We start from the raw sequence: 25,774 nt of genomic DNA, 5'->3' as shown, positions 1-25,774 counted from the left end.
GCTGACGGGATTCTCGCTTCCTCGAGCGCTCGGAACGGAAATTCTATAGGTGTTTGGATATGGCCAGATATTTGCTAACGCTGGCCAGTCATTTGCTGGCTGGCCGCAAGTCACCGGCTTAGGCTTGCAGTCATCAAAATGACGTGAAGACTTACCGTGAAAACTCAATTCACTTCAAATGGCGCTCTGACGGTTCCCAGGAATGGACGCTGACATGACCGGCCACCGAAACTCCCGCTCGCTCATCTCCTTGCTGATCGCCATCGGTTTCGCCGCGATGTTTGTCTCCACGGCGATAAAGGGCATCTACCAGGTCTACTTTGTCGAGTTGGCGGAACACTATGGCCGAGGACGTGCTCAGTTCGCGTGGTCAGGTGGCCTGTTCATGCTGGCTACCGGCTTCATGTCCCCTGTGGTGGGGGCGCTGAGCGATCGGGTCGGACCGTTGCGCACGTCCGCTATCGGCGCATTCGCCGCGGGCGCCGCCTGCGCTAGCGTGGCGGTCTGGCATCAGTCGATTGTGTACTTCAGCCTGGCCTTCGGCGTCGTGGGCGCGTTCGGACTCGCGGCAATGACCTTCGTGCCGATGGGCGTGCTGGTGGACCGTCTCTTTGAAGAGAAGAGGAAGGGTCTGGCGTATGCTGTAGTGACCAATGGCACCGCGATTGGCTTCATCGTGCTTTCTCCGATGTGGATATGGCTGCAGCCGCAGGCGAGCTGGATGACCGTATTCGGCGTGGTCGGGATCGTGCTGGCCGTGCCCGTAACCGCTGCCCTTTGGTTGGTATCACGGTGGGAGCCTCCTTCGGCTCTCACGCCCGACACGCAAACCAAAGCGCCGTATGCGAACGCCTGGTCGGTGGTGCGCCATGATCCCGGCTTTTATGTGCTGGCGGCAGGATTCTTCGGCTGTGGCGCTACGATGGCGTTCATCGATGTCCACCTTCTAGCGCACTGGCAGGATCAGGGCCTGCCAAGGGTGGAGATGGCCTTTGCCATGAGTGTCCTGGGCGCGCTTGAACTGCTGAGCGGGATCGCATCGGGCATCCTTGCCTTGCGATTCGACAAGCACCGGTTGCTTGGGCTCTTCTATGCGATGCGTTCGCTGTCGATGCTCCTGCTTATCGCGCCTTGGCTAGGCTTCCTGCCATTTGCGGTACTCTTCGGCGCCAGCTATCTGGGCACGGTTATCCTGACATCGATGTTTTGCTTCGAGCGTTATGGCACCGAGGTCAAGGGTAAAGTGTTCGGCTTGCTTTTTCTTGTTCACCAGGTCGGCGCGTTTCTGACTGTGCAATTGGGAGCCTGGTCCTTTGAATCGAGTGGCAGCTACGTGCATGCCATCATGGGGCTCTCCTTGATTACGCTGGTCTCGGCGATGTGCTCGTGGTTCGGCCTGCGCGGTAGCGGACCATGGTCCAACAGTTCTGACCGGACGACAAGCCCGGCCGGGCCGAGCCTGGAAACCAATGGCTGACCCGGGCCGGCGACCGCGAATGGTTCCATGGCCCCGATGAATCAGGAGGACGCGAGCGCGTAGCAATGATGGTCCACATCATCGTCGTCACCTTTCTGCTTGTTGGCGTAAGCATGATCCCGTTGATGCTTGACTCGTTGACGGTCGAGACTCGCATATGGACGCGACTCGCATGGGCTTGCCTGGCCATGCTCGTCAGCGTGCTGCTTGCCATGGGCCCGACCACGGTCGCGCGTGCGCGTGTGGATGGCGTCATATTTGGCCCGGTTTGCGGCGGCTAGCGGGTCTGGCATATGGACAACGGTTCGGGTCCAGGTGGATCGTGCCCAAGCTGCTTTCGCCTTTCGCTTCCATTTCCCGCGGCGTGTAAGCCGGTCGGTGCCGTGCAATTTTTGCACGCCGCGGTGCCGACGGTGTCCTTGTCAGCCGCGCGTTTCGGCCGGCGGGCCGAGTGGCACACTTCTCGCGTTACAAAAGGGTTGAGTTTCCGCACAAGGCGCTGCGCCCACGCAGCCCCATCCCCCAGGAGCCCTTTATGAACGACAAGCCTTTCCTCACAGACGTCAAGACCCTGCGCGAGCGTGCGCGTCAGCACATCGACGAAGGCGCGGTGACCGCGGGCTACGCGGCCGACCGCGACACCGTACTGAAGCTGCTGAACGACGCGCTGGCGACCGAGCTGGTCTGCGTGTTGCGCTACCGCCGGCACTACTTCATGGCCAAGGGGCCGAACTCGAAGAGCGTGGCCGATGAATTCCTGGCGCATTCGAATGAAGAGCAGGGCCATGCCGACCAGATCGCCGAGCGCATCGTGCAACTGGGCGGCGAGCCTGACTTTGCCCCGGACGGGCTGACCAGCCGCTCGCACGCGGAGTATGTGGCCGGCAGCTCGCTGACCGACATGATCAAGGAAGACCTGGTGGCCGAGCGCATTGCCATCGACAGCTACCGGGAAATCATCCAGTTCCTGGGCGAGCGCGACCCGACTTCGCGCCGGCTGATGGAATCGATCCTGGCCGTGGAAGAGGAGCATGCCGACGAGATGGCCGACCTGCTGAGCCGGCAGGGCGGCTGACGGGGTTGCTGCGCACTTGATATGGGTCAAGCCGCGGCGGCGGCCAGCCCGATAAGATCTGCCCTGTCATGGAGATGCGGGGGCGCTCTTCATGACTTGTCTACCCGTTTCCAGAATGGAAACTTCGCCCGCACCGGTTTGCCGGTGCGGGCGTTTTCTTTTGGGTGTGCCGCCTGCGCCACTTGTGCGCACGTTTTTGCGCACCGCTATGCACCCTATGTCGGGTATGCCCATATTTCCGCCGGATCTTATGCAGAAAACAGCGAAGGATCGGCGAAACCCTTCGTTCCGTTCGGAATGCCCCATCAGTAGTCTTGCTCCTGACACCAGCCGGCCCGCCAGGGCGGGCGACGCAAACAGGCGCACCGCGCCATTCACGACACTGACGGGAGCAACACAAGATGATCCGCAAACTGGCCATCGGCCTGGCCGTCCTGGCAGCCATCAGCGCGGCGCAGACCGCGAGCGCTACCAACCTGCTGAACGTTTCCTATGATCCGACGCGCGAACTGTATGTCGATGTCAACGCCGCCTTCGCCAAGGCCTGGAAGGCCCAGGGTGGCGACGCCGTGAGCGTGCGCCAGTCGCACGGCGGCTCGGGCAAGCAGGCACGCTCGGTGATCGACGGGCTCGACGCCGACGTGGTCACGCTGGCGCTGGGCTACGACATCGACGCCATCGCGGAAAAGGGCCTGATCAAGCCGGACTGGCAGAAGCGCCTGCCGCACAACGCCTCGCCGTACACCTCGACCATCGTGTTCCTGGTGCGCAAGGGCAATCCCAAGGGCATCAAGGACTGGGGCGACCTGGTCAAGCCCGGCGTGCAGGTGATCACGCCCAACCCCAAGACCTCGGGCGGCGCGCGCTGGAACTACCTGGCGGCGTGGGGCTATGCGTTGCGCCAGCCGGGCGGCAACGACGCCAAGGCGCGCGAGTTCGTCGGCGAGCTGCTCAAGCACGTGCCGGTGCTGGATTCGGGCGCGCGCGGCGCCACTACTACCTTTGTCGAACGCGGGCTGGGCGATGTGCTGATCGCGTGGGAGAACGAAGCCATCCTGGCGATCAAGGAGCTGGGGCCGGACAAGTTCGACATCGTCGCGCCGTCGGTGTCGATCCTGGCGGAGCCGCCGGTGGCCGTGGTCGACAAGGTGGTCGACAAGAAGGGCACGCGCAAGGCGGCCGAGGCCTACCTGCAGTTCCTGTACACCGACGAAGGGCAGGAGATCGCGGCGAAGAACTACTACCGCCCGATCTCGCAGAAGGTCGCGGCCAAGTACGCCGCCAATTTCCCGAAGGTGAAGTTGTTCACCATCGACGAGGTCTTCGGCGGCTGGCAGAAGGCGCAGAAGACCCACTTCGCCGACGGCGGCTCGTTCGACCAGATCTACCAGCCCGGCAAGAAGTAAAAACCCGGGACCGGCGCACCCGGCCGCGTGGGCGGCCGCGGCGCCCGCCGGTGCCTCAGAACAAGGAAGCCCGATGTCCATCCTGACGCTCTCCGGCAGTCCGTCGGCCCAGTCCCGCTCCGGCCTGGTACTGGCGCACCTGCGCACGGCGCTCGAGGCTGCAGGCGAACGCACCCGCCACCTCGACCTGCGCGACCTTCCGGCCGGGCCGCTGCTCGCCGCGCGCACGGACGACCCGGCCATCGATGGCGCCCTGCGTGCGGTGGTGCAGGCCCAGGTGGTGGTACTGGCCACGCCGGTCTACAAGGCCGCCTACAGCGGGCTGCTCAAGGCCTTCCTGGACCTGCTGCCGCAGACCGGCCTGCGCGACAAGACCGTGCTGCCGATCGCCACCGGCGGCAGCCTGGCCCATGCGCTGGCGATCGACTACGCGCTGCGGCCGGTGCTGGCCGCGCTCGGCTCACGCCAGATCCTGCCCGGCATCTTCGCCGTGGACCAGCAGATCGAAGCGGTCGATGCCGCCGGCGCGCGCCAGGCGCGCTTCGATGCCGCGCTGGCCGCGCGGCTGGACGAAGGCGTGCTGCGCGTGCGCGATGCGCTGGCGCATGCCCGCATCGAGGTGCCGCTCGACGTGGTGCCCGGCGCCTACGTCCGGCACGCCGCCGCGCTCGCGGCGGCCGAGCGATGTTCCGCCTGAACTGATGGATTGACTGTAGTGGCGCCGGCCAGCCCGGCGCTACGGCAGCGACGCGATGCCACCCGCCATGCGGGGCCGGCAGGGCGGCGTGCTGCCAAAACATCCCGGACATCGAATACGGCCCGCGGCACATCGGCGCGGGCCAAGGAGGACTTCACATGACAACGACCAAGCCGCTGCGCACGTCAAGCCAGCGCCGCCGACTCATTACCGCCGCGCTGGTGCTTGCCACTGGCCTGGCCTACGGGCTGCTGCCCGGCCGCGCCGAGGCGCAGTCGAACCAGATCGATGCCAAGGTGCTGCGCATCGGCTACCAGAAGTACGGCACGCTGACGCTGCTGAAGGCGCGCGGCACGCTGGAAAAGCGCCTCGCGCCGCAAGGCATCAGCGTCCGGTGGACCGAGTTTCCGGCGGGACCCCAGCTGCTTGAAGGCCTCAATGTCGGCGCCATCGACTTCGGCACCGTGGGCGAGGCGCCGCCGATCTTTGCCCAGGCCGCGGGGGCGCAGCTGGCCTATGTCGGCAACGAGCCGCCGGCACCGGTGGCCGAGGCCATCGTCGTGCCCAAGGGCTCGGCGCTGCGCTCGGTGGCCGACCTGCGCGGCAAGCGCGTGGCGCTGAACAAGGGCTCCAACGTGCATTACCTGCTGGTGCGCCAGCTGGAGCAGGCCGGCATTCCCTACAGCGAGATCCAGCCGGTCTACCTGCCGCCGGCCGATGCGCGCGCCGCCTTCGAGCGCGGCGCGGTGGATGCGTGGGTGATCTGGGATCCGTTCCTGGCCGCCGCCGAGAAGCAGCTGGGCGCGCGCGTGCTGGCCGATGGCCGCGGTGCGGATGGCAAGAACGTGGTCAGCAACCACCAGTTCTACCTGGCGTCGCGCCCCTATGCCCAGGCCCGGCCGGAGATCGTCAGCCTGATCCTGGATGAACTGGCCACGTTGGGCACGTGGGCGCAACAGCACCCGAAGGAGGCCACCACGGTGCTCACCGGTGAAACCGGGCTGCCGGCCGATGTGCTCGCGCTTGCGGTGTCGCGCTTCTCGTACGGCGCGCGCCCGGTCAGCGCCGAGGTGCTGGCCGAGCAGCAACGCATTGCCGATGCGTTTCACGCGCTGAAGCTGATTCCCAAACCGGTCAGGGTCGCCGATGCGCGCTGGGCCCCGCCGCAGCAGCAGGCCAGGCGCTGACACGCCGGCCAACAAGAACAGGAGCACGACATGCAAGTATTCTGGTTCATCCCCACCCACGGCGACAGCCGTTACCTGGGCACTTCCGAAGGCGCGCGCGCGGTCGGTTTCGATTACCTCAGGCAGGTCGCCGTGGCCGCCGACACGCTGGGCTATGAAGGCGTGCTGATCCCGACGGGACGCTCATGCGAAGACCCGTGGGTGGTGGCATCGGCGCTGGCCGCGGTGACGCAGCGCCTGAAATTCCTGGTCGCGGTGCGCCCGGGCCTGATGGCGCCGACCCTGGCCGCGCGCATGGCCGCGACTTTCGACCGCATCTCCAGTGGCCGCTTGCTGGTCAACCTCGTTACCGGCGGCGATCGCGCCGAACTGGAGGGCGACGGCTTGTTTCTCGACCACACCGCGCGTTACGAGGCCTCGGCCGAATTCCTGCGCATCTGGCGCCGGGTGCTGGCCGCCAGCCATGACGGGGGCAAGGTCGATTACGAGGGCAAGCACCTCAGCGTGAAGGGCGCCACCGTGCTCTACCCGCCGCTGCAGCAGCCGCATCCGCCGGTGTATTTCGGCGGCTCGTCGGCGCCGGCGCATGCGCTGGCCGGCGAGCAGGTCGATACCTACCTGACCTGGGGCGAGCCGCCCGCGGCGGTGGCGCAGAAGCTGGACGACGTGCGCCGCCACGCCGCCCGCCACGGCCGCACGGTGAAGTTCGGCATCCGCCTGCATGTGATCGTGCGCGAAACCGATGACGCCGCATGGGCCGCGGCCGAGGACCTGATCAGCCGGCTCGACGACGACACCGTGGCGCGCGCGCAGGCCGTGTTCGCCAACATGGATTCCGAAGGCCAGCGCCGCATGGCCGCACTGCACGCGGGCGGCACCCGCCGCACGCGCGAGGCGCTGGAGATCAGCCCCAACCTGTGGGCCGGCGTCGGGCTGGTGCGTGGCGGCGCCGGCACCGCGCTGGTGGGTGACCCGCATACCGTGGCCGAGCGCCTGCGCGAATACGCTGCGCTGGGCATCGACACCTTCGTGCTGTCCGGCTATCCGCACCTCGAAGAAGCCTACCGTTTCGCCGAACTGGTGTTCCCGCTGCTGCCCCGCACGGTGCGCGCGACGTTCGACACGCTGCCGGGCAAGGTGCTGTCCGGCCCGTTCGGTGAAGTCATGGCGACCGGCATTGTGCCGCGCGCCGCGCAAAGCTGAGGGGAGGCGCAACCATGACGACTCCGCTATTGCCACCGCCGCGCCAGGCGCCGCAGGCATTGTGGCGTGCGGCCGCGCCGTGGATCGTGCCGATGCTGCTGATCGTCGCGTGGCAGCTGGCCTCGCAGCACGGCTGGCTGTCCAGCCGCGTGCTGCCGGCCCCGCTGGCCGTGGTGCAGGCCGCGTGGGAGCTGGCGCGCTCGGGCGAGCTGTGGCGGCACGTCGGCGTCAGCACCTGGCGCGCGCTGCTGGGGTTTGCCATCGGCGGCGGGCTGGGGCTGCTGCTGGGGCTGCTGACGGGCACCTTCCGCAGCGCCGCCACGCTGCTCGACAGCACGCTGCAGATGGTGCGCAACATCCCGGCGCTGGCGCTGATCCCGCTGGTGATCCTGTGGTTCGGCATCGACGAGAGCGCCAAGCTGTTCCTGGTCTCGCTGGGCGTGTTTTTCCCGGTGTACCTGAACACCTACCACGGCATCCGCTCGGTCGACGCGGGTCTGGTGGAGATGGCGCGCAGCTACGGCCTGTCCGGCTGGCAGCTGTATCGCGGGGTCATCCTGCCCGGCGCGCTGCCGGGCATCCTGGTGGGCGTGCGTTTCGCGCTGGGGTTGATGTGGGTGGTGCTGATCGTGGCGGAAACCATCTCCGCGCAGTCGGGCATCGGCTACATGACGATGAATGCGCGCGAGTTCCTGCAAACCGACGTGGTGCTGGTCGGCATCCTGCTCTATGCGCTGCTGGGCAAGCTGGCCGACTGGCTGTCGCGCGGGCTGGAGCGCTACTGGCTGCGCTGGCACCCGGGCTACGCCGCGGCCTGAGCGGCGCCGGCAACCAATCAAGGCAAGGAGATCGAGATGCAGATGTATCCGGTGGAACAGGCGGCCCTGGCCGAGCTGGAAGCGGGCCTGGCGCGGCGCGAGGCGTCCGCTGGGACCAACGCGGCCGACGTGGTGCCGGGCAAGGCCGCGGGCGGCGTGGCGCTGCGCGTGAGTCAGGTGGTCAAGCGCTACGACGGCCGCACCGTGCTGCACGACGTGGCGCTGGACGTCGCGCCGGGCGAGTTCCTGGCCATCGTCGGGCGCAGCGGCTGCGGCAAGAGCACCTTGCTGCGGCTGGTGGCGGGGCTCGAGGCGGCCGACGGCGGCAGCATCGCCATCGACGGCGAGGCCGCTGCCACGGGCCGCGCGCCGTCGGCGGACGTGCGCGTGATGTTCCAGGACGCGCGGCTGCTGCCCTGGAAGCGCGTGCTGGACAACGTGGCGCTGGGCCTGCCGCGCGCACGCCGCGCCGAAGCGGCTCAGGTGCTGGCCCAGGTCGGGCTGGCCGACCGCGCGCAGGCCTGGCCGGCACGGCTGTCAGGCGGCCAGCGCCAGCGCGTGGCGCTGGCGCGCGCGCTGGTGCACCACCCGCAGCTGTTGCTGCTCGATGAACCGCTGGGCGCGCTGGATGCGCTGACGCGCATCGAAATGCAGGCGCTGATCGAAGCGCTGTGGCGGCGCCTGGGCTTCACCGCGTTGCTGGTCACGCACGATGTCTCCGAAGCGGTGGCGCTGGCCGACCGCATCGTGCTGATCGAGGACGGCCGCATCGCCATGGACACGCGCGTAGCGCTGGCGCGTCCGCGCGAACGCGGTGCCGCGGGCTTTGCGCAACTGGAAGCCGAGGTGCTGCAGCGGGTGATGCGGCCGTCGCCGCCGGCGGCCGCGCAAGCCGGTGCGCAGGCAGCCGCGCCCGCGGCGCCGGCGGCACTGAATGTGAGCTGGGCGGCCTGACGGCAGCGCGCCCGGCCAGGCTTGCGCCGTAGTGCCGGGCGCCGCATATCGACAGTCCTTAATCTTCATACGCTCGCGCGCGCCGAGCTTCTATCATGAGCAGGCAGGCAGCCGCTGGCGTGGAGCTTGCCCACCACCCATCACCCATCACCCATCCGACCGCGGGCCCGATTGGCCCGGTCAAGCCAAGGACCACCATGCCAGGCGAGCATGAACCCACGGGCGCAGCGTCTGCGCTCCAACGCTATCTCGAATCGCTGCCGCGCCAGCCGCTGGCGGACCGGCAACTGTGGCGCGATGCGCGCGGGCAGGTGCAGGGCCAGTTCTTCAACTGCTCGCTGACCAGCGCGTTCGAGCCGCTGGTCACGCTGGCGGACCGGCAGGTGGTGGCGCACGAAGGCGCGATCCATACCTACGCCGAGGACGGGGTCGGCCTGGCGGCGTGGAAGCTGTTCGCGATGGCGGCGGACGATCACACGCTGGTGTCGCTGGACCGGCTCTCGCGCCTGCTGCATGCCATCAACTACTTTGCCGCGGACGGCGGGCACAAGCTGGTGCTGAACGTGCACAACCGGCTGCTGGCCGCGGTGGCCGATGACCACGGCGCGGCGTTCCGGCGCGCGCTGCAGTCGCTGGGGTTGCCGCTGGAGCGCTTTGTGATCCAGGTGCCGGCCAGCGCCAACGACGATCTCGGGCTGTTGCTGCATGTGGTGGGCAACTACCGCCGCAATGGCTTCGCGGTGAGCCTGCAGGCCTCGGATCCGGCCGAGGCGGGTGCGCTGATGGCCCATGCGCTGCCGGATTGGCTCAAGCTGGACATGCGCCGCACCTGGACCGACCGCCAGCTGTCCGGCCTGCGCGCCAGCGCTGCCAGCGCGGGCGTGACGCTGATCGGGCGGCGCCTGCAGGACGCCGAAAGCATCGAGCGCCTGCAGGCGGCCGGCATCGGCCTGGGGCAGGGCGCCTTTGCCGGCGGGCTGGTGAATGCGGCCGCGCTGCGCGCGCCGGATCGGTCAGCCGCGGCATCCCATGCCGCGACGTTGCATGCACTGAACGAGGAGCCGGTATGACGCCATCGGACAGGACCGCACCCGGCCGTGCCACGCGGCTGGACATTCCCCGCCACCTGCAGGTGCTGACGGTGCCCGGCTTGCACGGCAGCGGCCCGGGGCACTGGCAAAGCCGCTGGGAGCAGCAGTTTCCGGACTGGCAGCGGGTGGAGCAGCATGACTGGTCGCGGCCGAGCCTGCCGCTGTGGGCCGAGCGCGTTTCCGAAGGCGTGATGCGGGCCCGGCGCGTGGCCGCGCGCGGCGCCGTGCTGGTGGCGCACAGCTTCGGCTGCCTGGCCACGCTGCGCCAGGCCGCGCTGGACCCGGTCGGCATCGCCGGCGCCTTGCTGGTGGCGCCGGCCGACCCGGACAAGTTCGGCGTGGCGGCCTTGCTGCCCGCCTACAGGCTGCCGTTCCCGACCATACTCGCGGCCAGCCGCAACGACCCCTGGATGCCGCAGCGCACCGCATTCTCGTGGGGCACGCTGTGGGGCAGCGAGCTGGTCGACGTGGGCCATCTCGGCCATATCAATGCCGACTCGGGCCTCGGCGAGTGGCCGGAAGGCCTCGCGCTGCTCGATACCCTGGTGCAGCGTATTGCACAAGCCGGCGACGCCAGCGCTCCAAGTGCTTCAATCACCGCCTGGGAGGCCGAGGTCGAAGTTGCCTCGACGGTCCCTTATATCTAAACCTTCTAAGAAAATTCATAAAGATTCGTTCTTTTTATAAAGACGGATCTGCAGAATCTGTCTCGTAGGCCGGCGCAATATGCGCCGGCGTCATAAAGAACGGCGTGCCGGGCCTGGCCATCGGCCTGGCAGCGCACCGCTCACAGACGAGACGACATGCCTCCATCCATTTCCCTGGCGGACACGCCGCCGCCGGCGGCGCCCCGCGCGCCCGAGTCCGGGTCCGGTTCGGCGCGCGCGCCGCGCAACCCGTCCAGGCAGCGCTTCACCGTGCTGCCGGGCTTCGGCCTGTCGCTCGGGTTCACGCTGTTCTACCTGACGCTGATCGTGCTGGTGCCGCTGTCGGCCACGTTCCTGAAGACCTTCACGATGACGTGGGACGCGTTCTGGACCTCCATCACGGCGCCGCGCGTGGTGGCATCGCTGCAGCTGAGCTTCGGCGCGTCGCTGGTCGCGGCCATCGTCAATACCGTGTTCGGGCTGATCGTGGCGTGGGTGCTGGTGCGCTACCGCTTTGTCGGCAAGCGCCTGATCGATGCGCTGGTCGACCTGCCGTTCGCGTTGCCGACCGCGGTGGCCGGCATCGCGCTGACCGCGCTGTTCGCCGGCAACGGCTGGATCGGCCGCTACCTGGAGCCGCTCGGCATCAAGGTCGCATTTACGCCGCTGGGCGTGGTGGTGGCGCTGACCTTTATCGGCCTGCCGTTCGTGGTGCGCACGGTGCAGCCGGTGCTCGAAGACGTCGAGCAGGAACTGGAAGAAGCCGCGGCCAGCCTGGGCGCCAACCGGCTGCAAACCTTCCATCGCGTGATCCTGCCGGCGATCCTGCCGGCGCTGCTGACCGGGTTTGCACTGTCCTTCGCGCGCGCCACCGGCGAGTACGGCTCGGTGGTGTTTATCTCGGGCAACATGCCGATGGTGTCCGAGATCGCGCCGCTGATGATCTATTCCAAGCTGGAGCAATACGATTACGCCGGTGCCACCGCGGTGGCGGTGGTGATGCTGGTGATCTCGTTCGCGCTGCTGCTGCTGATCAACCTGCTGCAGGCGTGGACGCGCCGCCACCAGTCCGGCGGGCGCGCCGCGCTGGCTGCAGAAGCGCCCGCCACGGGCAAGGAGTTCTGAGATGGCCGGCTCAATCTCGGGACGCCTCGGCGGGCAGGGCAGCGCCAGGGGCCATCACCGCTTCGACGCCACCGGCGAGGCGCCATGGGTGCGCTACACGCTGATCGCGGTGGCAGTGCTGTTCCTGACGCTGTTCCTGTTCGTGCCGCTGGCGTCGGTGTTCTATGAAGCCTTGCGCAAGGGCGTGCAGACCTACTGGGAAGCGCTGGTCGAGCCCGACGCGCTGGCCGCGATCCAGCTCACGCTGACGGTGGCGGCGATCGCGGTGCCGCTGAACGTGGTGTTTGGCGTGGCGGCGGCGTGGGCCATCGCCAAGTTCGATTTCCGCGGCAAGAACCTGCTGATCACGCTGATCGACCTGCCGTTCTCGGTGTCGCCCGTGATCTCGGGCCTGGTCTACGTGCTGCTGTTCGGCGCGCAGGGCTGGCTGGGTCCGTGGCTGCAAGCGCACGACATCAAGATCATGTTCGCGGTGCCCGGCATCGTGCTGGCCACCATTTTCGTGACCTTCCCCTTTGTTGCGCGCGAACTGATCCCGTTGATGCAGGCGCAGGGCAGCGAAGAAGAAGAGGCCGCGATCGTGCTGGGCGCCTCCGGCTGGCAGACCTTCCGCCATATCACGCTGCCCAATATCCGCTGGGGCCTGCTGTACGGCGTGATCCTGTGCAATGCGCGGGCGATGGGCGAGTTCGGTGCGGTGTCGGTGGTGTCGGGCCATATCCGCGGGCTGACCAACACCATGCCGCTGCACGTGGAGATCCTCTACAACGAGTACAACTTCGCGGCCGCGTTCGCGGTGGCGTCGCTGCTGACATTGCTGGCGCTGGTGACCCTCGGCATCAAGACGCTGGTGGAATTCCGCGCCCGCAAGGAAACCGAAGAGGCCGCGCCCGAGCGGCCGCTGGCAAGCCTGCCGGCTTCAGTGCAAGGACAAGCATCATGAGCATCCAGGTCAAGAACGTAGAGAAGCGCTTTGGCGATTTCGTCGCGCTGGACAATGTCTCGCTCGATTTCGACGAGGGCGAGCTGACCGCGCTGCTGGGGCCTTCGGGCTGCGGCAAGACCACGCTGCTGCGCATCATCGCCGGCCTGGAGCGCGCCGACGCCGGCCAGATCGTGCTGGCCGGGCGCGATGCCTCGAACCAGCACGTGCGCCAGCGCCAGGTGGGCTTCGTGTTCCAGCATTACGCGCTGTTCAAGCACATGAGCGTGTTCGAGAACGTCGCCTTCGGCCTGCGCGTGAAGCCGCGCGCCGAGCGCCCCAGCGAAGCACAGATCCGCGAGAAGGTGCATGCGCTGCTCGACCTGGTCCAGCTCGACTGGCTCGCCGACCGCTACCCGGCGCAGCTGTCGGGCGGCCAGCGCCAGCGCATCGCGCTGGCGCGCGCGCTGGCGGTGGAGCCGCGCGTGCTGCTGCTCGACGAGCCCTTCGGCGCGCTCGACGCCAAGGTGCGCAAGGAGCTGCGCCGCTGGCTGCGGCGCCTGCACGACGAGCTGCACGTGACCAGCGTGTTCGTCACGCACGACCAGGAAGAAGCGCTGGAAGTGGCCGACCAGGTGGTGCTGATGAACCGCGGCCGCGTCGAGCAGCACGGCTCGCCCGAGGCGGTCTACAACCATCCCGCCACGCCGTTCGTGTTCGGCTTCCTCGGCAATGTGAACCTGTTCCACGGGCGCCTGGAAGTCGGCGAGAGCGGCGGCCTGCTGCATACCGGCGAGGCGGTGCTGCCGGTGATCGGCAGCGGCCACGAGACCGCCGGCGATGCGGTCGCCTATGTCCGCCCGCACGACCTGGACCTGGAGCGCTATTCGCCTGGCGCCGACGGCATCGCCGTGACGCTGCGCCGCGCGCTGACGCTGGGCCCGGTGGCGCAGCTCGAACTCGAGCGTGAAGACAACCAGGACGTGATCGAGGTGGCGCTGCCGCTGGAGCGCTTCCGCCACGCGGGCTTCCGCGAGGGCGAGCTGCTCGCCGTGCGCCCGCGCCAGTTGCGCGTCTTCACGCAAGCCAACGGCACCGCCCCCACCCAAAAACAAGAGGCCGCACGATGAACTTCCAGCAACTTCGTTCGATCCGCGAGGCGGTGCGCCGCCAGTTCAACCTGACCGAGGTCGCCAACGCGCTCTATACCTCGCAGCCCGGCGTGTCGCGCCAGATCCGCGAGCTGGAAGAGGAACTGGGCGTGGAGATCTTCGAGCGCTACGGCAAGCGCCTGACCGGGCTGACCGAGCCCGGCCGCGAGATCGTGCGCATCGTCGAGCGCCTGCTGCTCGAGGCCGAGAACCTGCGCCAGGCTGGCGACGAATACGCCGGCCGCCACACCGGCCGGCTTACCGTCGCCACCACTCACACGCAGGCGCGCTATGCCTTGCCGCGCGTGGTCCAGGCCTTCCGCCGCGAATACCCGCATGTGACGCTGGCGCTGCAGGAAGCGTCGCCCACGCATATCGTCGAGCTGCTGCTGACGGGCCAGGCCGATATCGGCATTGCCACCGAGGCGCTCGCGACCGAGGCCGGGCTGACCTCGTTCGAGGCCTACAGCTGGCAGCACGTGCTGGTGGTGTCGCCGGACCATCCGCTGACGCGGCTGCCCGAGCCCACGCTCGAAGACGTCGCGAACTTCCAGCTGATCACCTACGACGCCGGCTTCACCGGCCGCCGCAAGATCGACAGCGCCTTTGCCGAGGCCGGGCTGCAGCCCGAGATCGTGCTGACCGCGCTGGATGCGGACGTGATCAAGACCTATGCCGAACTGGACCTGGGCGTGGGCATCATCGCCTCGATGGCCTATGACGAACGCAAGGACTCGGGCCTGGTGCGGATCTCGGCCGACCACCTGTTCGCGCCCAACACCACCAGCGTGGCGGTGCGCCGCGGGGCCTACCTGCGCGGCTATGCGCACGCCTTCATCAACATGTTCGCGCCGCACCTGTCGCGCGATACCGTAAGCAGCGCGCTGTCCGAACAGGACCGCCAGGCCCTGGCCGCCTGAGCCGCGCGCGGCGCCGGCAGCACCCCGCGGGCCGGCGGACACGCCGTCCGCACCCGCCCGGTGCCGTTCGCACCCCGTGCCGGCCGTTCGTCGCAACAGACTTTCTTCTCCCCGCGCCGCGGGGTACATTCCCTGCACGTGCCCGCACTGGCATCCCGGCCGGCGCCGCACGTGCACCGCAGCGCAGCAAAGTTTGCGCACGGCCGCCGGTCGGCAAGGACCGGGCAAGGGAGAGAGAGACGATCATGCGCGACGACGAACCGCTGCTGCGCTGGCAGTGGCGCGGCTATGCCCGCAACCACCAGCATCCCCGCAACCTGCTGTTGCATATCGTGGCCGTGCCGATGTTCATGGCCGGCACCGTGCTGGGCCTCTATGGCCTGCTGCGCCTGAACCTGCCGGCGATCGCGCTGGGGCTGGTGTGCATGGGCATGTCGATGGCGCTGCAAGGCCGCGGCCACCGGCTGGAAGCCCATGCGCCGGAGCCGTTTGCCGGGCCAGCCGACATCGCGGGCCGTATCCTGGCCGAGCAGTGGATCACCTTTCCGCGCTATGTGCTGTCCGGGCAGTGGTGGCGCGCGCTGGCCGGCCGCAGCCCGGCGCCGGCGCGGCCTGGCGACGCGACCGGGAAGGGCGGCTGACGCTCCTCCATGTCGCCGTCACATCACCCGCTGTATTGCGCATGGCGAAAGCCGCGCTAACATGAACGCCATGGACCGCTGCTTCTCACACGCCTGCACCGCCATTCCGTCCCGCCTGAATATCCTCGGGCGCGACCTGCTGTTCGTGCTGTGCATGAACTCGGTGATCGCCATCAGCCTGAACTACGGCTTCCAGACCGGCGGCTCGCTGTGGCACAACTTCGTCTACAGCCAGCTGATCGGGCTGTCGATCTGGGTGCTGATCGACATCCCGCGCGTGGTGATCTGGTGGAACGACCGGCCGCGCCGCTGGCCCTTCCTGCTGCTGGCCGCCGCCGCCGTGCCCGCCGGCGTGGTGTTCGGCAGCTGGGCCACGCGCGTGGTGCTGGACCTGCCGCCCAAGTCTGCCGACGAGGCGGGCGGCATGCTGCGCATGTGCCTGGTGGTGGGCATGCTGGCGGCGGCGTCGATGATCTACTTCTACTGGTCGCGCGAGAAGCTGGCATCGCTGGAGCGGCAGGCGGCGCTGGACGCGCTGCAGCGCGAGGAAGCCGAAAAGCAGCTGGTGCGCGCGCAGCTGATGGCGCTGCAGGCGCAGATCGAGCCGCACTTCCTGTTCAACTCGCTGGCCAACCTCGACGGCCTGATTGCCACCGATCCGCCGGCGGCGCGGCAGCTGCTGCAGCGGCTGATCGGCTTCCTGCGCATGTCGCTGGCGCATACCCGCGCCGAGCAATGCACGCTGCGGCAAGAGTTCGAACTGCTGCGCAGCTACCTCGAGATCCAGGCCATGCGCTTCGGCCAGCGGCTCTCATATGACATCGACCTGCCGCGCGAACTGGCGAAGGTGGAAATCCCGCCGATGCTGATCCAGCCGCTGGTGGAAAACGCGGTCACGCATGGGATCGAACCCTGCATGATCGGCGGCCATATCCGGCTGTCGGCGCGCGCGGCCGGCGACAACGCGGTGCAGGTGGTGATCGCCGATACCGGGGTCGGGTTCGGCCATGCCTCGGGCAAAGGCTCGGGGCTGGGCATCACCCATGTGCGCGAGCGCCTGGCGCGTATCTTCGGCGCGGCGGCAACCATGCAGATGGAAGAGAACACGCCGCGCGGCGTGGTGGTGCGGCTGACCTTGCCGCTGGAGCGCCCGGCCGAGGCGCCCACCCTGACCCAGACCGTCACCGCGGTGCCGGAGGGCATGCCGGTCTCTGCCCCGGCCATGCCACGGCTCTGACGCGCACTCGCTGTCGTTTCACCTGAAAACAACAAGCGCAGCAGGTTTCGCCCGTGTCGGCGCGCCTGCAGCGCCATGAAGCTGCCAACGCCAACGCCCCCCACGCCCCCCACGCCCCCATGACCCCGACCCTGCTGATTGCCGACGACGAAGCGCTGCTCGCACGCGTGCTGGAATCCGAACTGGCGGCCCTGTGGCCCGAGGCGCGGGTCGTGTCCGTGGTCCACGACGGCGTGGCCGCGCTGGCGGCGGCGCGCGAACACCAGCCGCGCGTGGCCTTCCTCGATATCCGCATGCCTGGCATGAGCGGCATGGACGTGGCGCGCGAACTGATCGAATTCGATGCGCCGCCGCTGGTGGTGTTCGTCACCGCCTACGACCAGTTTGCGCTGGAGGCCTTCGAGCGCGCCGCGGTCGACTACGTGCTCAAGCCAGTGCAGCGCGAACGGCTGGAAGCGACCGTGCAGCGCCTGAAGGCCCGGCTGTCCGATTCGACGGAAGCGGAAGACGACGATGACGAGGCCGCGGTGGCCGACACCGACCGGCTCGGCCAGCTGCTGGCGCGCCTCGAATCGCTCGAGCATGCCGCGCCGGGCGCGGCCGGCGCGCCGCAGCGCCAGTACCTGCGCTTTATCAAGGCGCTGGTGGGGCAGGAGGTGCGCATCATCCCGGTCGACGAAGTGATCTACCTGGAAGCCACCGACAAGTACGTCAACGTGGTCTCGGGCGCCGGCGAGGCGCTGATCCGCACCAGCCTGCGCGAGCTGACGCAGCAGCTCGATCCCGAGCGCTTCTGGCAGGTGCATCGCGGCACCGTGGTCAACATCAGTTGCGTCGCCAGCGCGGTCAACCAGTCGCTGGGCCGGCTCTCGCTGCGGCTGCGCGACCGCCCGGAACTGCTGCCGGTGGCGCGCCAGTACGCGCACCTGTTCAAGCAGATGTGAAGGCCCGCGCGGCGCACGGATCGGCCGGCGCGGGGCGGCGTGGCCGCCACCCTGCCAGCGGCAGGCAGGGGTTTCCTCTATGATGCGGGCTTCGGCCCGTATTTTTTTGCCCGCCGCCCAGCCCACCGCATCGTCCTTCCGAACGCCAGCGCCATGCCCACCGCCACCCTCGAACCCACGCCCAATTCCCTTCGCCACGACGCCCAGGTGATCGGGCTGGTGGGGCTGGCGCATGGGGTCTCGCACTTCTACCACCTGCTGCTGGCGCCGCTGTTCCCGTGGATCAAGGCCGAGTTCGGGCTCAGCTATGCCGAGCTGGGCCTGCTGATGACGGTGTTTTTCGCGGTCTCGGCGGTGGTGCAGACCGCGTCGGGCTTCGTGGTGGATCGCTTCGGCGCGCGGCCGGTGCTGTTCGGCGGGCTGGCCTGCCTGGGCGCCGCCGCCTTGCTGCTGTCGGCCAGCGGCGGCTATGCGGGGCTGCTGTTGGGCGCGGCGGTGGCGGGCCTGGGCAATGGCGTGTTCCACCCGGCCGACTTCACGCTGCTGAACAAGCATGTGTCGCAGCCGCGGCTGGGGCACGCGTTCTCGGTGCACGGCATTTCCGGCAACCTGGGCTGGGCGGCGGCGCCGCTGTTCCTGGTGGCGATTGCCAACCTGGCCAGCTGGCGCGTGGCGCTGGCGGCGGCCTCGGCGGTGGCCTTTATCGTGCTGGCCGTGCTGGTGGCGCTGCGCCATGTGCTGGACCCGCGCGAAGTTCAGGGCGCCGTGGGCCGGCCCGCGGCCAGGGCCGCGGGGGCGGGCGGCAGCGTGCTGGGCTTCCTGCGCCTGCCGCAGGTGTGGGTGTGCTGGGGCTTCTTCCTGCTGACGACGTTCTCCGCCGCCGGCATCCAGAGCTTTGCGCCCACCGCGCTGACCTACCTCTATGGCATGCCGTTCACGCTGGCGACCGCGTCGTACACGGTCTACATGCTGTGCAGTGCCGGCGGCATGATTGTCGGCGGCTTTGCCGCCAGCCGCACCAGCAACCATGACCGGCTGATCGCGGTCAGCTTCACTGTGTCGGGGCTGATGGCGGTGCTGGTGGGGCTGAACCTGGTGCCGGCGCTGCTGGTGCCGGTGCTGATGGGCGTGATCGGCTTTGGCGCCGGTACCGCCGGGCCCTCGCGCGACCTGCTGGTGCGCGCGGCAGCCCCGGCCGGCGCCACCGGGCGCGTCTACGGCGTGGTCTACTCGGGGCTGGATATCGGCCTGGCCTGTGGCCCGCTGTTCTTCGGCGCGCTGATGGACGCCAGGCTGCCGGCCTGGGTCTTCTTCATGATCGGCGGCTTCCAGCTGCTGTCGATCTTCACCGCGGTGACCGTGGGCAACGGCAACCGCTCGCGCAGCCAGGCCACGGCACGGGCGGAGGCCGCCTAGACGAGCCCGCCAGTCCGCCCGCCGCTTTCCGAATCCGCTTGCCTGAGGAACGTTTCCATGCCAACGACGCCGGCCAACGCCACCCAGCCTGAAGACACCGATCGCGGCGCGCCGCTGCCGGGCGGCCATATCCTCGTCGATGCGCTGCTGGCGCACGGGGCCGAACTGGCCTTCGGCGTGCCGGGCGAGAGCTACCTTGCAGTGCTCGACGGCTTCCACCGCCGCCGTGACCAGCTGCGCTTCATCGTCTGCCGGCAGGAGGGCGGGGCCGCGGTGATGGCCGAGGCCTATGGCAAGCTGACCGGCCGCCCCGGGCTTGCCTTCTGCACGCGCGGGCCGGGTGCCACCAATGCCAGCATCGGCGTGCATACGGCGTTCCAGGACTCGACCCCGATGATCCTGTTCATCGGCCAGGTCGGTACCGACTTCATGGACCGCGAGGCCTTCCAGGAAATCGACTACCGCCGCATGTTCGGCCAGATGGCCAAGTGGGTGGCGCAGATCGACCGGGTCGAGCGCATTCCCGAATACATCGCGCGCGCCTACCAGACCGCGACTTCGGGCCGTCCCGGCCCGGTGGTGCTGGCGCTGCCCGAAGACATGCTGGCGCAAACCGCCGCGGTGCCGCAGCTGCAGGCCTACCAGCGCGTCATGGCCTGGCCCGGCGAGGCCGAGCTGGCGCGATTGACGGAAATGCTTCAGGCCGCCGAGCGCCCGTTCGTGCTGGCCGGCGGCAGCGGCTGGACGCCGCAGGCGTGCGCCGACCTGCAGGCCTTTGCCGAGCGCTTCGCGCTGCCGGTGGGCTGCGCCTTCCGCGGCCAGGACCTGTTCGACAATCGCCATCCCAACTACGCCGGCGATGTCGGCATCGGCATCAATCCCGCGCTGGCCGAGCGTATCCGCAACGCTGACCTGGTGCTCGCGATCGGCCCGCGCCTGGGCGAGATGACCACCGGCGGCTACGCGCTGATCGCGGCGCCGCGGCCGGCGCAGACGCTGGTCCATGTCCATGCCGGCGCGGAAGAGCTGGGCAGCGTCTACCAGGCCGATTTGATGATCCAGGCCTCGATGCCGGCCATCGCCGCGCGCCTGGCAGGCCTGCAGCCGCTGGCCGCGCCGCGCTGGCAAGACTGGACCGAAGCCGCGCACGCCGATTACGAACGCTACCTGCAGCCGCCGCCGTTCACGGCGCAGGGCGTCGACATGGCCGAGGTCATCCGCACGCTGGACCAGATGCTGCCGGCCGACGCGGTGGTGACCAACGGCGCCGGCAACTATGCCGGCTGGCTGCACCGCTATTTCCACTATCGCCCGTTCACCAGCGGCGGACGCGGCCAGCTGGCGCCGACCAGCGGCGCGATGGGCTATGGCGTGCCGGCGGCGGTCGGTGCCAAGATCGCTTTCCCGCAGCGCACGGTGGTGGCACTGGCGGGCGACGGCTGCTTCCTGATGAATGGCCAGGAACTTGCTACGTCGATGCAATACGGCGCCCCGGTCATCATCATCGTCGTCAACAACGGCATGTACGGCACCATCCGCATGCACCAGGAACGCGAATACCCGACCCATGTGTCCGGCACCGAGCTGCGCAATCCCGATTTTGCCGCGCTGGCGCGCGCCTATGGGGCACGCGGCGTTACCGTGACCGCCACCGGGGCGTTTGCGCCGGCATTGCGCGAGGCGCTGGCCGCGCCGGTATCGACGCTGATCGAAATCCAGGTGGACCCGGACGTGATCACGCCGCGCACCACGCTGAGCGCGATCCGGGCGCAGGCGCTGGCGAGCCAGAAGCCATGACGCTGCGCGGCCAGACAGTATTTTTTCTTACCGACCAGGAGACCCGAGATGAAGCCCGTCACCACCGACCTGTGCGACGCGCATGAAGACCGCCTTGCCGACGGCACGCTGCGCGTGATGGCGCCGGTGTTCCGTGCCTTCGGCAAGCAGCCGGCGTTTGCCGGTCCGGCCGCGACGCTCAAGGTGTTCGAAGACAACGCGCTGGTGCGCGCCACGCTGGAGTCGCCGGGCCGCGGGCGCGTGCTGGTGGTCGACGGCGGCGGCTCGCTGCGCTGCGCGCTGGTGGGTGGCAACCTGGGCTTGCTGGCGGAGAAGAACGGCTGGGTCGGCATCGTCGTCAACGGCTGCATCCGCGATACCGCCGAACTCGACGTGTGCGACATCGGCATCCGCGCGCTGGCCGCGCATCCGCAGAAGAGCCAGAAGCGCAACGTGGGCGAGAGCGAGGTCACGGTGCAGATGCCGGGCGCGGTGGTGCGCCCGGGCAACTGGATCTATGTCGATGTCGACGGGATCCTGGTCGCCGACGAAGCGCTGGAGCGCTGAGCATGCCGCGCGTCTTCGTCTATGGCACGCTGCGCGCCGGCGAGGTCAACGACCTGAACGCCGCAGCCCTGCGCCACGGCATTGCCGCGCCCACGCTGCTGGGCACGGGTACGGTGGCCGGCAGGCTTTATGACTTCGGCACTTATCCCGGCCTGGTGCTGGACGCCGGCGGCGGGCCGGTGGTCGGCGACATCTACGAGATTGCCGACGCCCTGCTGCCGGTGCTGGACGAGATCGAGGAGGTCTATCCGGGCCAGGCCACGCTGTTCGTGCGCGAGGAACAGGCGGTGCAGCACAAGGGCCAGCCTGTCGCCTGCCTGCTGTACCCGGTGGCCGACGCCGCGGCCGCCGCGCTGCCGCGCATCGACAGCGGAGACTGGGTAAGCTATCGCCGCGCCCGCGATACGGCAGCGGCCTGAATCCCGTACGCGTTTCAAACAGGCGGCGCCCATTCGCGGCGCCGTTTGCTTTTGCGTAGCATGGCCGGCCATGACATCGCACGATGGAACCGACGGCCATGCATGCTCCGCAAGTCCCGCAGCAAATTCCCCCGCAAACGTGCTGCATCGATGCCGGCGACGTGCGCCTGGCCGTTACCCGCTGGGGCGCGCCCGGGCCGACGCGGCCGACCATCGTGCTGGTGCACGGCTATCCCGACAACAGCGACGTCTGGCACGCCGTGGCGGCGCAACTGGCCGGGCGCTTCGACGTGGTGGCCTACGACGTGCGCGGCGCCGGGCGCTCGACCGCCCCGCAGGCGACCTCGGCCTACCGGCTGCAAAAGCTGGCCGACGACTTCATCGCCGTGATCGACGCGGTGTCGCCGCGGCGCGCGGTGCATCTGGTCGGCCACGACTGGGGGTCGATCCAGGGCTGGGAATTCGTCACCGATCCCCGCCTGCAGGGGCGCATTGCCTCGTTCACTTCCTGCTCGGGCCCATGCCTGGACCACGCGGCCATCGCGCTGCGCGAACTGCGCGGGCAGCGCTCGCTGGCGGCGCTCGGCCAGGCGCTGCGCCAGCTGATGGCCTCGTGGTACATCGGCGTCTTCCACCTGCCGTGGCTGCCAGAACTGGCATGGCGGCTCTGGCTAAGCCGGGCCTGGCCGCGCTACCTGCGCCTGACCGAGGGCGTGCGCGCCAGGCCGAATCCGACCCAGACCGCCGACGGCTGCCACGGCGTGCGCCTGTACCGCGCCAATATCCTGCCGGTGTTGCGCGCGCCACGCCGCCGTGCCGCACATGCGCCGGTGCAGCTGATCGTGCCGCTGCATGACCGTTACGTAAAGCCCGCGGTGACAGAAGGCATGCACCGCTGGACCCCGCGGCTGTGGCGCCGCAACGTGGCGGCGCAGCACTGGCTGCCGCTGGCGGACCCGGCGGGGTTTGCGGCCATGGTCGGCGAATTTGTCGACCATATCGAAGGCGCGCCGGCCTCGGCGGCGCTGCAGGCCTGTCGCGTCCGCTAGCAGCTTGCGCCACATCGGCCGGCTTTTCACGATGTGGAAAAAGGTTTTGGACCGCAAAAATGTCCGGTTTGCGGGGCACAACGCCATTTCTCATCATGGAAGATTCTGTCCCGCATCGTGGAATATTTTCTGCAAATCAATGATTTAAAAGAAAAATATATCTTGGTGGCGTGCTGGGTTGGGGGTTGTTGCAACGCGGTAGCGTTCTCTACACTCTTATATAAGACACAGGACATCGCGCACTAAACAGCGGTCAACGCAGCGGCGACACGACGCAGACCGAGCCAGGCGAGCACGAGATCCTCAGCCATTCCCAATCACGTTCAGGAGAGCGACCATGAACCGCCAAGAGCAGATCCAGGCCCTGCAAAAAGACTGGGACACCAATCCGCGCTGGAAGGGCATCAAGCGTAATTTCACCGCCGAAGACGTGGTGCGCCTGCGCGGTTCGGTTCAGGTCGAGCACACCCTGGCGCGTCGTGGTGCCGAAAAGCTGTGGCACCTGCTGCATACCGAGCCGTTCGTCAACTCGCTCGGCGCGCTGACCGGCAACCAGGCCATGCAGCAGGTCAAGGCGGGCCTGAAGGCGATCTACCTGTCGGGCTGGCAGGTCGCCGGCGACGCCAACCTGGCTGGCGAGATGTACCCCGACCAGTCGCTGTACCCGGCCAACTCGGTGCCGCAGGTGGTCAAGCGCATCAACAACACCTTCCAGCGTGCCGACCAGATCCAGTGGAGCGAAGGTACGGGCGACACCGACTTCTTCGCCCCCATCGTTGCCGACGCGGAAGCGGGCTTCGGCGGGGTGCTGAACGCCTTCGAACTGATGAAGTCCATGATCGAGGCCGGCGCTGCCGGCGTGCACTTCGAGGACCAGCTTGCCTCGGTGAAGAAGTGCGGCCATATGGGCGGCAAGGTGCTGGTGCCGACCCGCGAAGCCGTCGCCAAGCTGACCGCCGCCCGCCTGGCCGCCGACGTCTCCGGCGTGCCGACGCTGGTGATCGCCCGCACCGACGCCGAGGCCGCCGACCTGCTGACCTCGGACATCGACGACAACGACAAGCCGTTCTGCACCGGCGAGCGCACCGTCGAAGGCTTCTACCGCGTCCGCAACGGCCTGGAACAGTCGATCTCGCGCGCGCTGGCCTACGCCGAGGTGGCCGACCTGGTGTGGTGCGAGACCGGCAAGCCGGACCTCGAATTCGCCAAGAAGTTTGCCGAGGCCGTGCACGCCCGCTTCCCGGGCAAGATGCTGGCCTACAACTGCTCGCCGTCGTTCAACTGGAAGAAGAACCTGGACGACGCCACCATCGCCAGGTTCCAGCGCGAACTGGGCGCGATGGGCTACAAGTTCCAGTTCATCACGCTGGCCGGCTTCCACTCGCTCAACTATTCGATGTTCAACCTGGCCTACGGCTATGCCCGCAACCAGATGAGCGCGTTCGTCGAACTGCAGGAAGCCGAGTTCAAGGCCGCCGAGAAGGGCTTCACCGCGGTCAAGCACCAGCGCGAAGTCGGCACCGGGTACTTCGACGCCGTGACCCAGACCATCGAAGGCGGCCAGTCGTCGACGACCGCGCTGAAGGGTTCGACCGAAGACGAGCAGTTCTTCGAAGACAAGAAAGTGGCCTGACTCTCCTGGTCACTCCCGCCGGCTCGTGGGTCCGGCGGGATCGGGAGGGCGTGCGACCATCACGCTCTCCCTTTTAGGCGACGCGCCGTTCTCTCTCTCAGGGACGGCGCGATTTTTTATTCCCAATGCGACCGCCGTACATGGCCTTGGCGCCCGAGCGCGTACCGGCGACTCACTCGAAAGTGCCAGCGGCCTTGGAGAGTGTCCACCCCACGCCGAGACACAGGCCAACCCATCCGAGCGCGATCAGGGCGACGTCGTGCCAGTTCATCGTGCGACGCCCAGGTCGACGCAATTTGAATGTGTCCCTTGACGAAGGCATGGCCATCTCCCTCGAAAGCATGGGAACAGGCTAGGGCACCGGTCTGAGATTTCACGGACGGATTTGTAAAGGTTTGTTGCGGTGCGATTGCGCCACCCAGCATTGAGCGACTGGCTGCCGCCGGACCTCGCGGTCTCGCTGCGGGATCGATGCAAACACGCCCAAGGCCGCCGCATTTTTTGCGCCCTTCGATCTGAGAGATTGTCCAAATGCAATAAATTGTCATTTCTGGCGGCTTGCAGCATTTGGGTGATTCCCTGGCGCGGACAGATGGCTTAAAGTGCCGGAGCCTTTATCGGCACTCTCCGAGCCACTTCACCCAGAACAACATCATGAAAGCAACTTTCACGCTCGCTTCCTGCGCCATCGCGGCGGCACTGCTGGCCGGCTGTTCCGGCGGCATGCCCACCAATGTCGACGGCATGCTGAGCGCCGGCACCTCGCTGGCCAAGGCGGCCACGCTGTCGGACGCCGACGTCAAGAGCCTGTCGGACCAGGCCTGCGCCGAATCGGACAAGACCAACAAGATCGCCGCTGCCAACAGCACCTACAACAAGCGCCTGGTCAAGATCATGAGCGGGCTGAAGAACAGCGACGTGCCCAACGTCAATGCCAAGGTCTACCTGACCAAGGACGTCAACGCCTGGGCCATGGCCAATGGCTGCGTGCGCGTCTACAGCGGCCTGATGGACATGATGACCGACGACGAGGTGCGCGGCGTGCTGGGCCACGAACTGGGCCACGTGGCACTGGGCCACACCAAGAAGGCCATGCAGGTGGCCTATACCGCCACCGCGGCGCGCGGCGCGGCAGCGTCGGCCGGCAATGGCGCGGTGGCGGCGCTGTCGCAATCGCAGCTGGGCGAACTGGGCGAGAAGCTGATCAACGCGCAGTTCTCGCAGTCGCAGGAAACCGCGGCCGACGACTATTCCTTCGACCTGCTGACCAAGAACAAGGCCAGCACCAAGGGCCTGGTCACGGCGTTCCAGAAGCTGGCCAAGCTCGACGGCGGCAAGTCCAGCATGTTCTCGTCGCACCCGGGCTCGGAAGACCGCGCCAAGCATATCGAGCAGCGCATCAGCAAGGCGTCGTAAGCC

At 68.1% G+C, this 25,774-nt stretch carries 25 protein-coding genes; all 25 read left to right on the top strand.

Features of this window, described 5'->3' with window-relative positions:
• Positions 1 to 214: 214 nt before the first annotated feature.
• Positions 215 to 1,477 carry an MFS transporter gene (locus tag CBM2588_RS10240; RefSeq protein WP_115681457.1) on the top strand — a complete coding sequence of 421 codons (1,263 nt, stop codon included), beginning with the start codon at positions 215 to 217 and terminating at the stop codon, positions 1,475 to 1,477.
• A gap of 65 nt (positions 1,478 to 1,542) precedes the next feature.
• Positions 1,543 to 1,758 (top strand): hypothetical protein, encoded by a 216-nt coding sequence (locus CBM2588_RS10235; RefSeq protein WP_115680452.1) that lies wholly within the window; start codon positions 1,543 to 1,545, stop codon positions 1,756 to 1,758.
• Positions 1,759 to 2,012: 254 nt separating this feature from the next.
• Entirely contained in the window at positions 2,013 to 2,552 is a 540-nt protein-coding gene (locus CBM2588_RS10230; protein WP_115680451.1) for a ferritin-like domain-containing protein, read from the top strand.
• A 401-nt stretch (positions 2,553 to 2,953) separates the two neighbouring features.
• Positions 2,954 to 3,958: a sulfate ABC transporter substrate-binding protein gene (locus CBM2588_RS10225; protein ID WP_115680450.1), complete on the top strand. Its 1,005-nt coding sequence runs from the start codon at positions 2,954 to 2,956 to the stop codon at positions 3,956 to 3,958.
• 73 nt (positions 3,959 to 4,031) lie between these two features.
• Positions 4,032 to 4,655 (top strand): NADPH-dependent FMN reductase, encoded by a 624-nt coding sequence (ssuE, locus tag CBM2588_RS10220; RefSeq protein ID WP_115680449.1) that lies wholly within the window; start codon positions 4,032 to 4,034, stop codon positions 4,653 to 4,655.
• A gap of 158 nt (positions 4,656 to 4,813) precedes the next feature.
• Positions 4,814 to 5,842 (top strand): sulfonate ABC transporter substrate-binding protein, encoded by a 1,029-nt coding sequence (locus CBM2588_RS10215; RefSeq protein WP_115680448.1) that lies wholly within the window; start codon positions 4,814 to 4,816, stop codon positions 5,840 to 5,842.
• Positions 5,843 to 5,872: 30 nt separating this feature from the next.
• On the top strand, positions 5,873 to 7,045 hold the full coding sequence (gene ssuD / locus CBM2588_RS10210; protein WP_115680447.1) for an FMNH2-dependent alkanesulfonate monooxygenase: 1,173 nt from the start codon (positions 5,873 to 5,875) through the stop codon (positions 7,043 to 7,045).
• 14 nt (positions 7,046 to 7,059) lie between these two features.
• Positions 7,060 to 7,863 carry an aliphatic sulfonate ABC transporter permease SsuC gene (ssuC, locus tag CBM2588_RS10205; protein ID WP_115680446.1) on the top strand — a complete coding sequence of 268 codons (804 nt, stop codon included), beginning with the start codon at positions 7,060 to 7,062 and terminating at the stop codon, positions 7,861 to 7,863.
• Between the two features lie 36 nt (positions 7,864 to 7,899).
• Positions 7,900 to 8,817, top strand: a complete 918-nt coding sequence (locus CBM2588_RS10200) for an ATP-binding cassette domain-containing protein (RefSeq protein WP_115680445.1) — start codon at positions 7,900 to 7,902, stop codon at positions 8,815 to 8,817.
• A 197-nt stretch (positions 8,818 to 9,014) separates the two neighbouring features.
• The gene (locus CBM2588_RS10195) at positions 9,015 to 9,887 is read left to right on the top strand and encodes an EAL domain-containing protein (protein ID WP_115680444.1); all 873 of its coding nucleotides are present in this window, start codon (positions 9,015 to 9,017) and stop codon (positions 9,885 to 9,887) included.
• Positions 9,884 to 10,555 carry an RBBP9/YdeN family alpha/beta hydrolase gene (locus tag CBM2588_RS10190; RefSeq protein ID WP_115680443.1) on the top strand — a complete coding sequence of 224 codons (672 nt, stop codon included), beginning with the start codon at positions 9,884 to 9,886 and terminating at the stop codon, positions 10,553 to 10,555. Before CBM2588_RS10195 ends, CBM2588_RS10190 begins: the two co-directional genes overlap by 4 nt.
• 156 nt (positions 10,556 to 10,711) lie before the next feature.
• Positions 10,712 to 11,680, top strand: coding sequence for a sulfate ABC transporter permease subunit CysT (gene cysT / locus CBM2588_RS10185; RefSeq protein ID WP_115680442.1), 969 nt, complete (start codon positions 10,712 to 10,714; stop codon positions 11,678 to 11,680).
• A gap of 1 nt (position 11,681) precedes the next feature.
• Positions 11,682 to 12,623: a sulfate ABC transporter permease subunit CysW gene (gene cysW / locus CBM2588_RS10180; protein WP_115680441.1), complete on the top strand. Its 942-nt coding sequence runs from the start codon at positions 11,682 to 11,684 to the stop codon at positions 12,621 to 12,623.
• A complete protein-coding gene (locus CBM2588_RS10175) occupies positions 12,620 to 13,732 on the top strand; it encodes a sulfate/molybdate ABC transporter ATP-binding protein (protein ID WP_115680440.1) in 1,113 nt (370 codons plus the stop codon). Before cysW ends, CBM2588_RS10175 begins: the two co-directional genes overlap by 4 nt.
• Positions 13,729 to 14,673 carry a CysB family HTH-type transcriptional regulator gene (locus CBM2588_RS10170; RefSeq protein WP_111517800.1) on the top strand — a complete coding sequence of 315 codons (945 nt, stop codon included), beginning with the start codon at positions 13,729 to 13,731 and terminating at the stop codon, positions 14,671 to 14,673. The genes CBM2588_RS10175 and CBM2588_RS10170 overlap by 4 nt, the downstream gene beginning before the upstream one ends.
• 245 nt (positions 14,674 to 14,918) lie before the next feature.
• The gene (locus CBM2588_RS10165; RefSeq protein ID WP_115680439.1) at positions 14,919 to 15,314 is read left to right on the top strand and encodes a terminase; all 396 of its coding nucleotides are present in this window, start codon (positions 14,919 to 14,921) and stop codon (positions 15,312 to 15,314) included.
• A 61-nt stretch (positions 15,315 to 15,375) separates the two neighbouring features.
• Positions 15,376 to 16,551 carry a sensor histidine kinase gene (locus tag CBM2588_RS10160; RefSeq protein ID WP_115680438.1) on the top strand — a complete coding sequence of 392 codons (1,176 nt, stop codon included), beginning with the start codon at positions 15,376 to 15,378 and terminating at the stop codon, positions 16,549 to 16,551.
• 119 nt (positions 16,552 to 16,670) lie between these two features.
• Positions 16,671 to 17,495: a LytR/AlgR family response regulator transcription factor gene (locus tag CBM2588_RS10155; protein ID WP_012353034.1), complete on the top strand. Its 825-nt coding sequence runs from the start codon at positions 16,671 to 16,673 to the stop codon at positions 17,493 to 17,495.
• A 153-nt stretch (positions 17,496 to 17,648) separates the two neighbouring features.
• Positions 17,649 to 18,911 carry an MFS transporter gene (locus tag CBM2588_RS10150; RefSeq protein ID WP_115681456.1) on the top strand — a complete coding sequence of 421 codons (1,263 nt, stop codon included), beginning with the start codon at positions 17,649 to 17,651 and terminating at the stop codon, positions 18,909 to 18,911.
• Positions 18,912 to 18,968: 57 nt separating this feature from the next.
• The gene (locus CBM2588_RS10145; protein ID WP_115680437.1) at positions 18,969 to 20,708 is read left to right on the top strand and encodes a thiamine pyrophosphate-binding protein; all 1,740 of its coding nucleotides are present in this window, start codon (positions 18,969 to 18,971) and stop codon (positions 20,706 to 20,708) included.
• Positions 20,709 to 20,756: 48 nt separating this feature from the next.
• Positions 20,757 to 21,254 carry a ribonuclease E activity regulator RraA gene (gene rraA / locus CBM2588_RS10140; RefSeq protein ID WP_115680436.1) on the top strand — a complete coding sequence of 166 codons (498 nt, stop codon included), beginning with the start codon at positions 20,757 to 20,759 and terminating at the stop codon, positions 21,252 to 21,254.
• Positions 21,255 to 21,256: 2 nt separating this feature from the next.
• On the top strand, positions 21,257 to 21,673 hold the full coding sequence (locus CBM2588_RS10135) for a gamma-glutamylcyclotransferase family protein (RefSeq protein WP_115680435.1): 417 nt from the start codon (positions 21,257 to 21,259) through the stop codon (positions 21,671 to 21,673).
• Between the two features lie 98 nt (positions 21,674 to 21,771).
• On the top strand, positions 21,772 to 22,722 hold the full coding sequence (locus tag CBM2588_RS10130) for an alpha/beta fold hydrolase (RefSeq protein WP_172583579.1): 951 nt from the start codon (positions 21,772 to 21,774) through the stop codon (positions 22,720 to 22,722).
• Positions 22,723 to 23,059: 337 nt separating this feature from the next.
• Positions 23,060 to 24,355: an isocitrate lyase gene (gene aceA, locus CBM2588_RS10125; RefSeq protein ID WP_115680433.1), complete on the top strand. Its 1,296-nt coding sequence runs from the start codon at positions 23,060 to 23,062 to the stop codon at positions 24,353 to 24,355.
• Between the two features lie 654 nt (positions 24,356 to 25,009).
• Positions 25,010 to 25,771: a M48 family metalloprotease gene (locus CBM2588_RS10120; protein WP_115680432.1), complete on the top strand. Its 762-nt coding sequence runs from the start codon at positions 25,010 to 25,012 to the stop codon at positions 25,769 to 25,771.
• The last annotated feature ends 3 nt before the right edge of the window (positions 25,772 to 25,774 follow it).

This window comes from Cupriavidus taiwanensis, from assembly GCF_900250075.1.
Taxonomy (GTDB): Bacteria; Pseudomonadota; Gammaproteobacteria; order Burkholderiales; family Burkholderiaceae; genus Cupriavidus; species Cupriavidus taiwanensis_C.
The sequence above is the reverse complement of the archived record's forward strand: the minus strand, read 5'-3'. Positions and strand labels throughout refer to the sequence as shown.

Coding starts and splice junctions, on each gene's coding strand:
- ssuC (WP_115680446.1), top strand. CDS start 7,060: ATGACGACTCCGCTATTGCCACCGCCGCGCCAGGCGCCGCAGGCATTG.
- CBM2588_RS10160 (WP_115680438.1), top strand. CDS start 15,376: ATGAACGCCATGGACCGCTGCTTCTCACACGCCTGCACCGCCATTCCG.
- rraA (WP_115680436.1), top strand. CDS start 20,757: ATGAAGCCCGTCACCACCGACCTGTGCGACGCGCATGAAGACCGCCTT.
- aceA (WP_115680433.1), top strand. CDS start 23,060: ATGAACCGCCAAGAGCAGATCCAGGCCCTGCAAAAAGACTGGGACACC.
- CBM2588_RS10230 (WP_115680451.1), top strand. CDS start 2,013: ATGAACGACAAGCCTTTCCTCACAGACGTCAAGACCCTGCGCGAGCGT.
- CBM2588_RS10190 (WP_115680443.1), top strand. CDS start 9,884: ATGACGCCATCGGACAGGACCGCACCCGGCCGTGCCACGCGGCTGGAC.
- CBM2588_RS10215 (WP_115680448.1), top strand. CDS start 4,814: ATGACAACGACCAAGCCGCTGCGCACGTCAAGCCAGCGCCGCCGACTC.
- CBM2588_RS10175 (WP_115680440.1), top strand. CDS start 12,620: ATGAGCATCCAGGTCAAGAACGTAGAGAAGCGCTTTGGCGATTTCGTC.
- CBM2588_RS10170 (WP_111517800.1), top strand. CDS start 13,729: ATGAACTTCCAGCAACTTCGTTCGATCCGCGAGGCGGTGCGCCGCCAG.
- CBM2588_RS10165 (WP_115680439.1), top strand. CDS start 14,919: ATGCGCGACGACGAACCGCTGCTGCGCTGGCAGTGGCGCGGCTATGCC.
- cysT (WP_115680442.1), top strand. CDS start 10,712: ATGCCTCCATCCATTTCCCTGGCGGACACGCCGCCGCCGGCGGCGCCC.
- CBM2588_RS10240 (WP_115681457.1), top strand. CDS start 215: ATGACCGGCCACCGAAACTCCCGCTCGCTCATCTCCTTGCTGATCGCC.
- cysW (WP_115680441.1), top strand. CDS start 11,682: ATGGCCGGCTCAATCTCGGGACGCCTCGGCGGGCAGGGCAGCGCCAGG.
- CBM2588_RS10225 (WP_115680450.1), top strand. CDS start 2,954: ATGATCCGCAAACTGGCCATCGGCCTGGCCGTCCTGGCAGCCATCAGC.
- CBM2588_RS10120 (WP_115680432.1), top strand. CDS start 25,010: ATGAAAGCAACTTTCACGCTCGCTTCCTGCGCCATCGCGGCGGCACTG.
- CBM2588_RS10150 (WP_115681456.1), top strand. CDS start 17,649: ATGCCCACCGCCACCCTCGAACCCACGCCCAATTCCCTTCGCCACGAC.
- ssuE (WP_115680449.1), top strand. CDS start 4,032: ATGTCCATCCTGACGCTCTCCGGCAGTCCGTCGGCCCAGTCCCGCTCC.
- CBM2588_RS10200 (WP_115680445.1), top strand. CDS start 7,900: ATGCAGATGTATCCGGTGGAACAGGCGGCCCTGGCCGAGCTGGAAGCG.
- ssuD (WP_115680447.1), top strand. CDS start 5,873: ATGCAAGTATTCTGGTTCATCCCCACCCACGGCGACAGCCGTTACCTG.
- CBM2588_RS10135 (WP_115680435.1), top strand. CDS start 21,257: ATGCCGCGCGTCTTCGTCTATGGCACGCTGCGCGCCGGCGAGGTCAAC.
- CBM2588_RS10155 (WP_012353034.1), top strand. CDS start 16,671: ATGACCCCGACCCTGCTGATTGCCGACGACGAAGCGCTGCTCGCACGC.
- CBM2588_RS10145 (WP_115680437.1), top strand. CDS start 18,969: ATGCCAACGACGCCGGCCAACGCCACCCAGCCTGAAGACACCGATCGC.
- CBM2588_RS10195 (WP_115680444.1), top strand. CDS start 9,015: ATGCCAGGCGAGCATGAACCCACGGGCGCAGCGTCTGCGCTCCAACGC.
- CBM2588_RS10235 (WP_115680452.1), top strand. CDS start 1,543: ATGATGGTCCACATCATCGTCGTCACCTTTCTGCTTGTTGGCGTAAGC.
- CBM2588_RS10130 (WP_172583579.1), top strand. CDS start 21,772: ATGCATGCTCCGCAAGTCCCGCAGCAAATTCCCCCGCAAACGTGCTGC.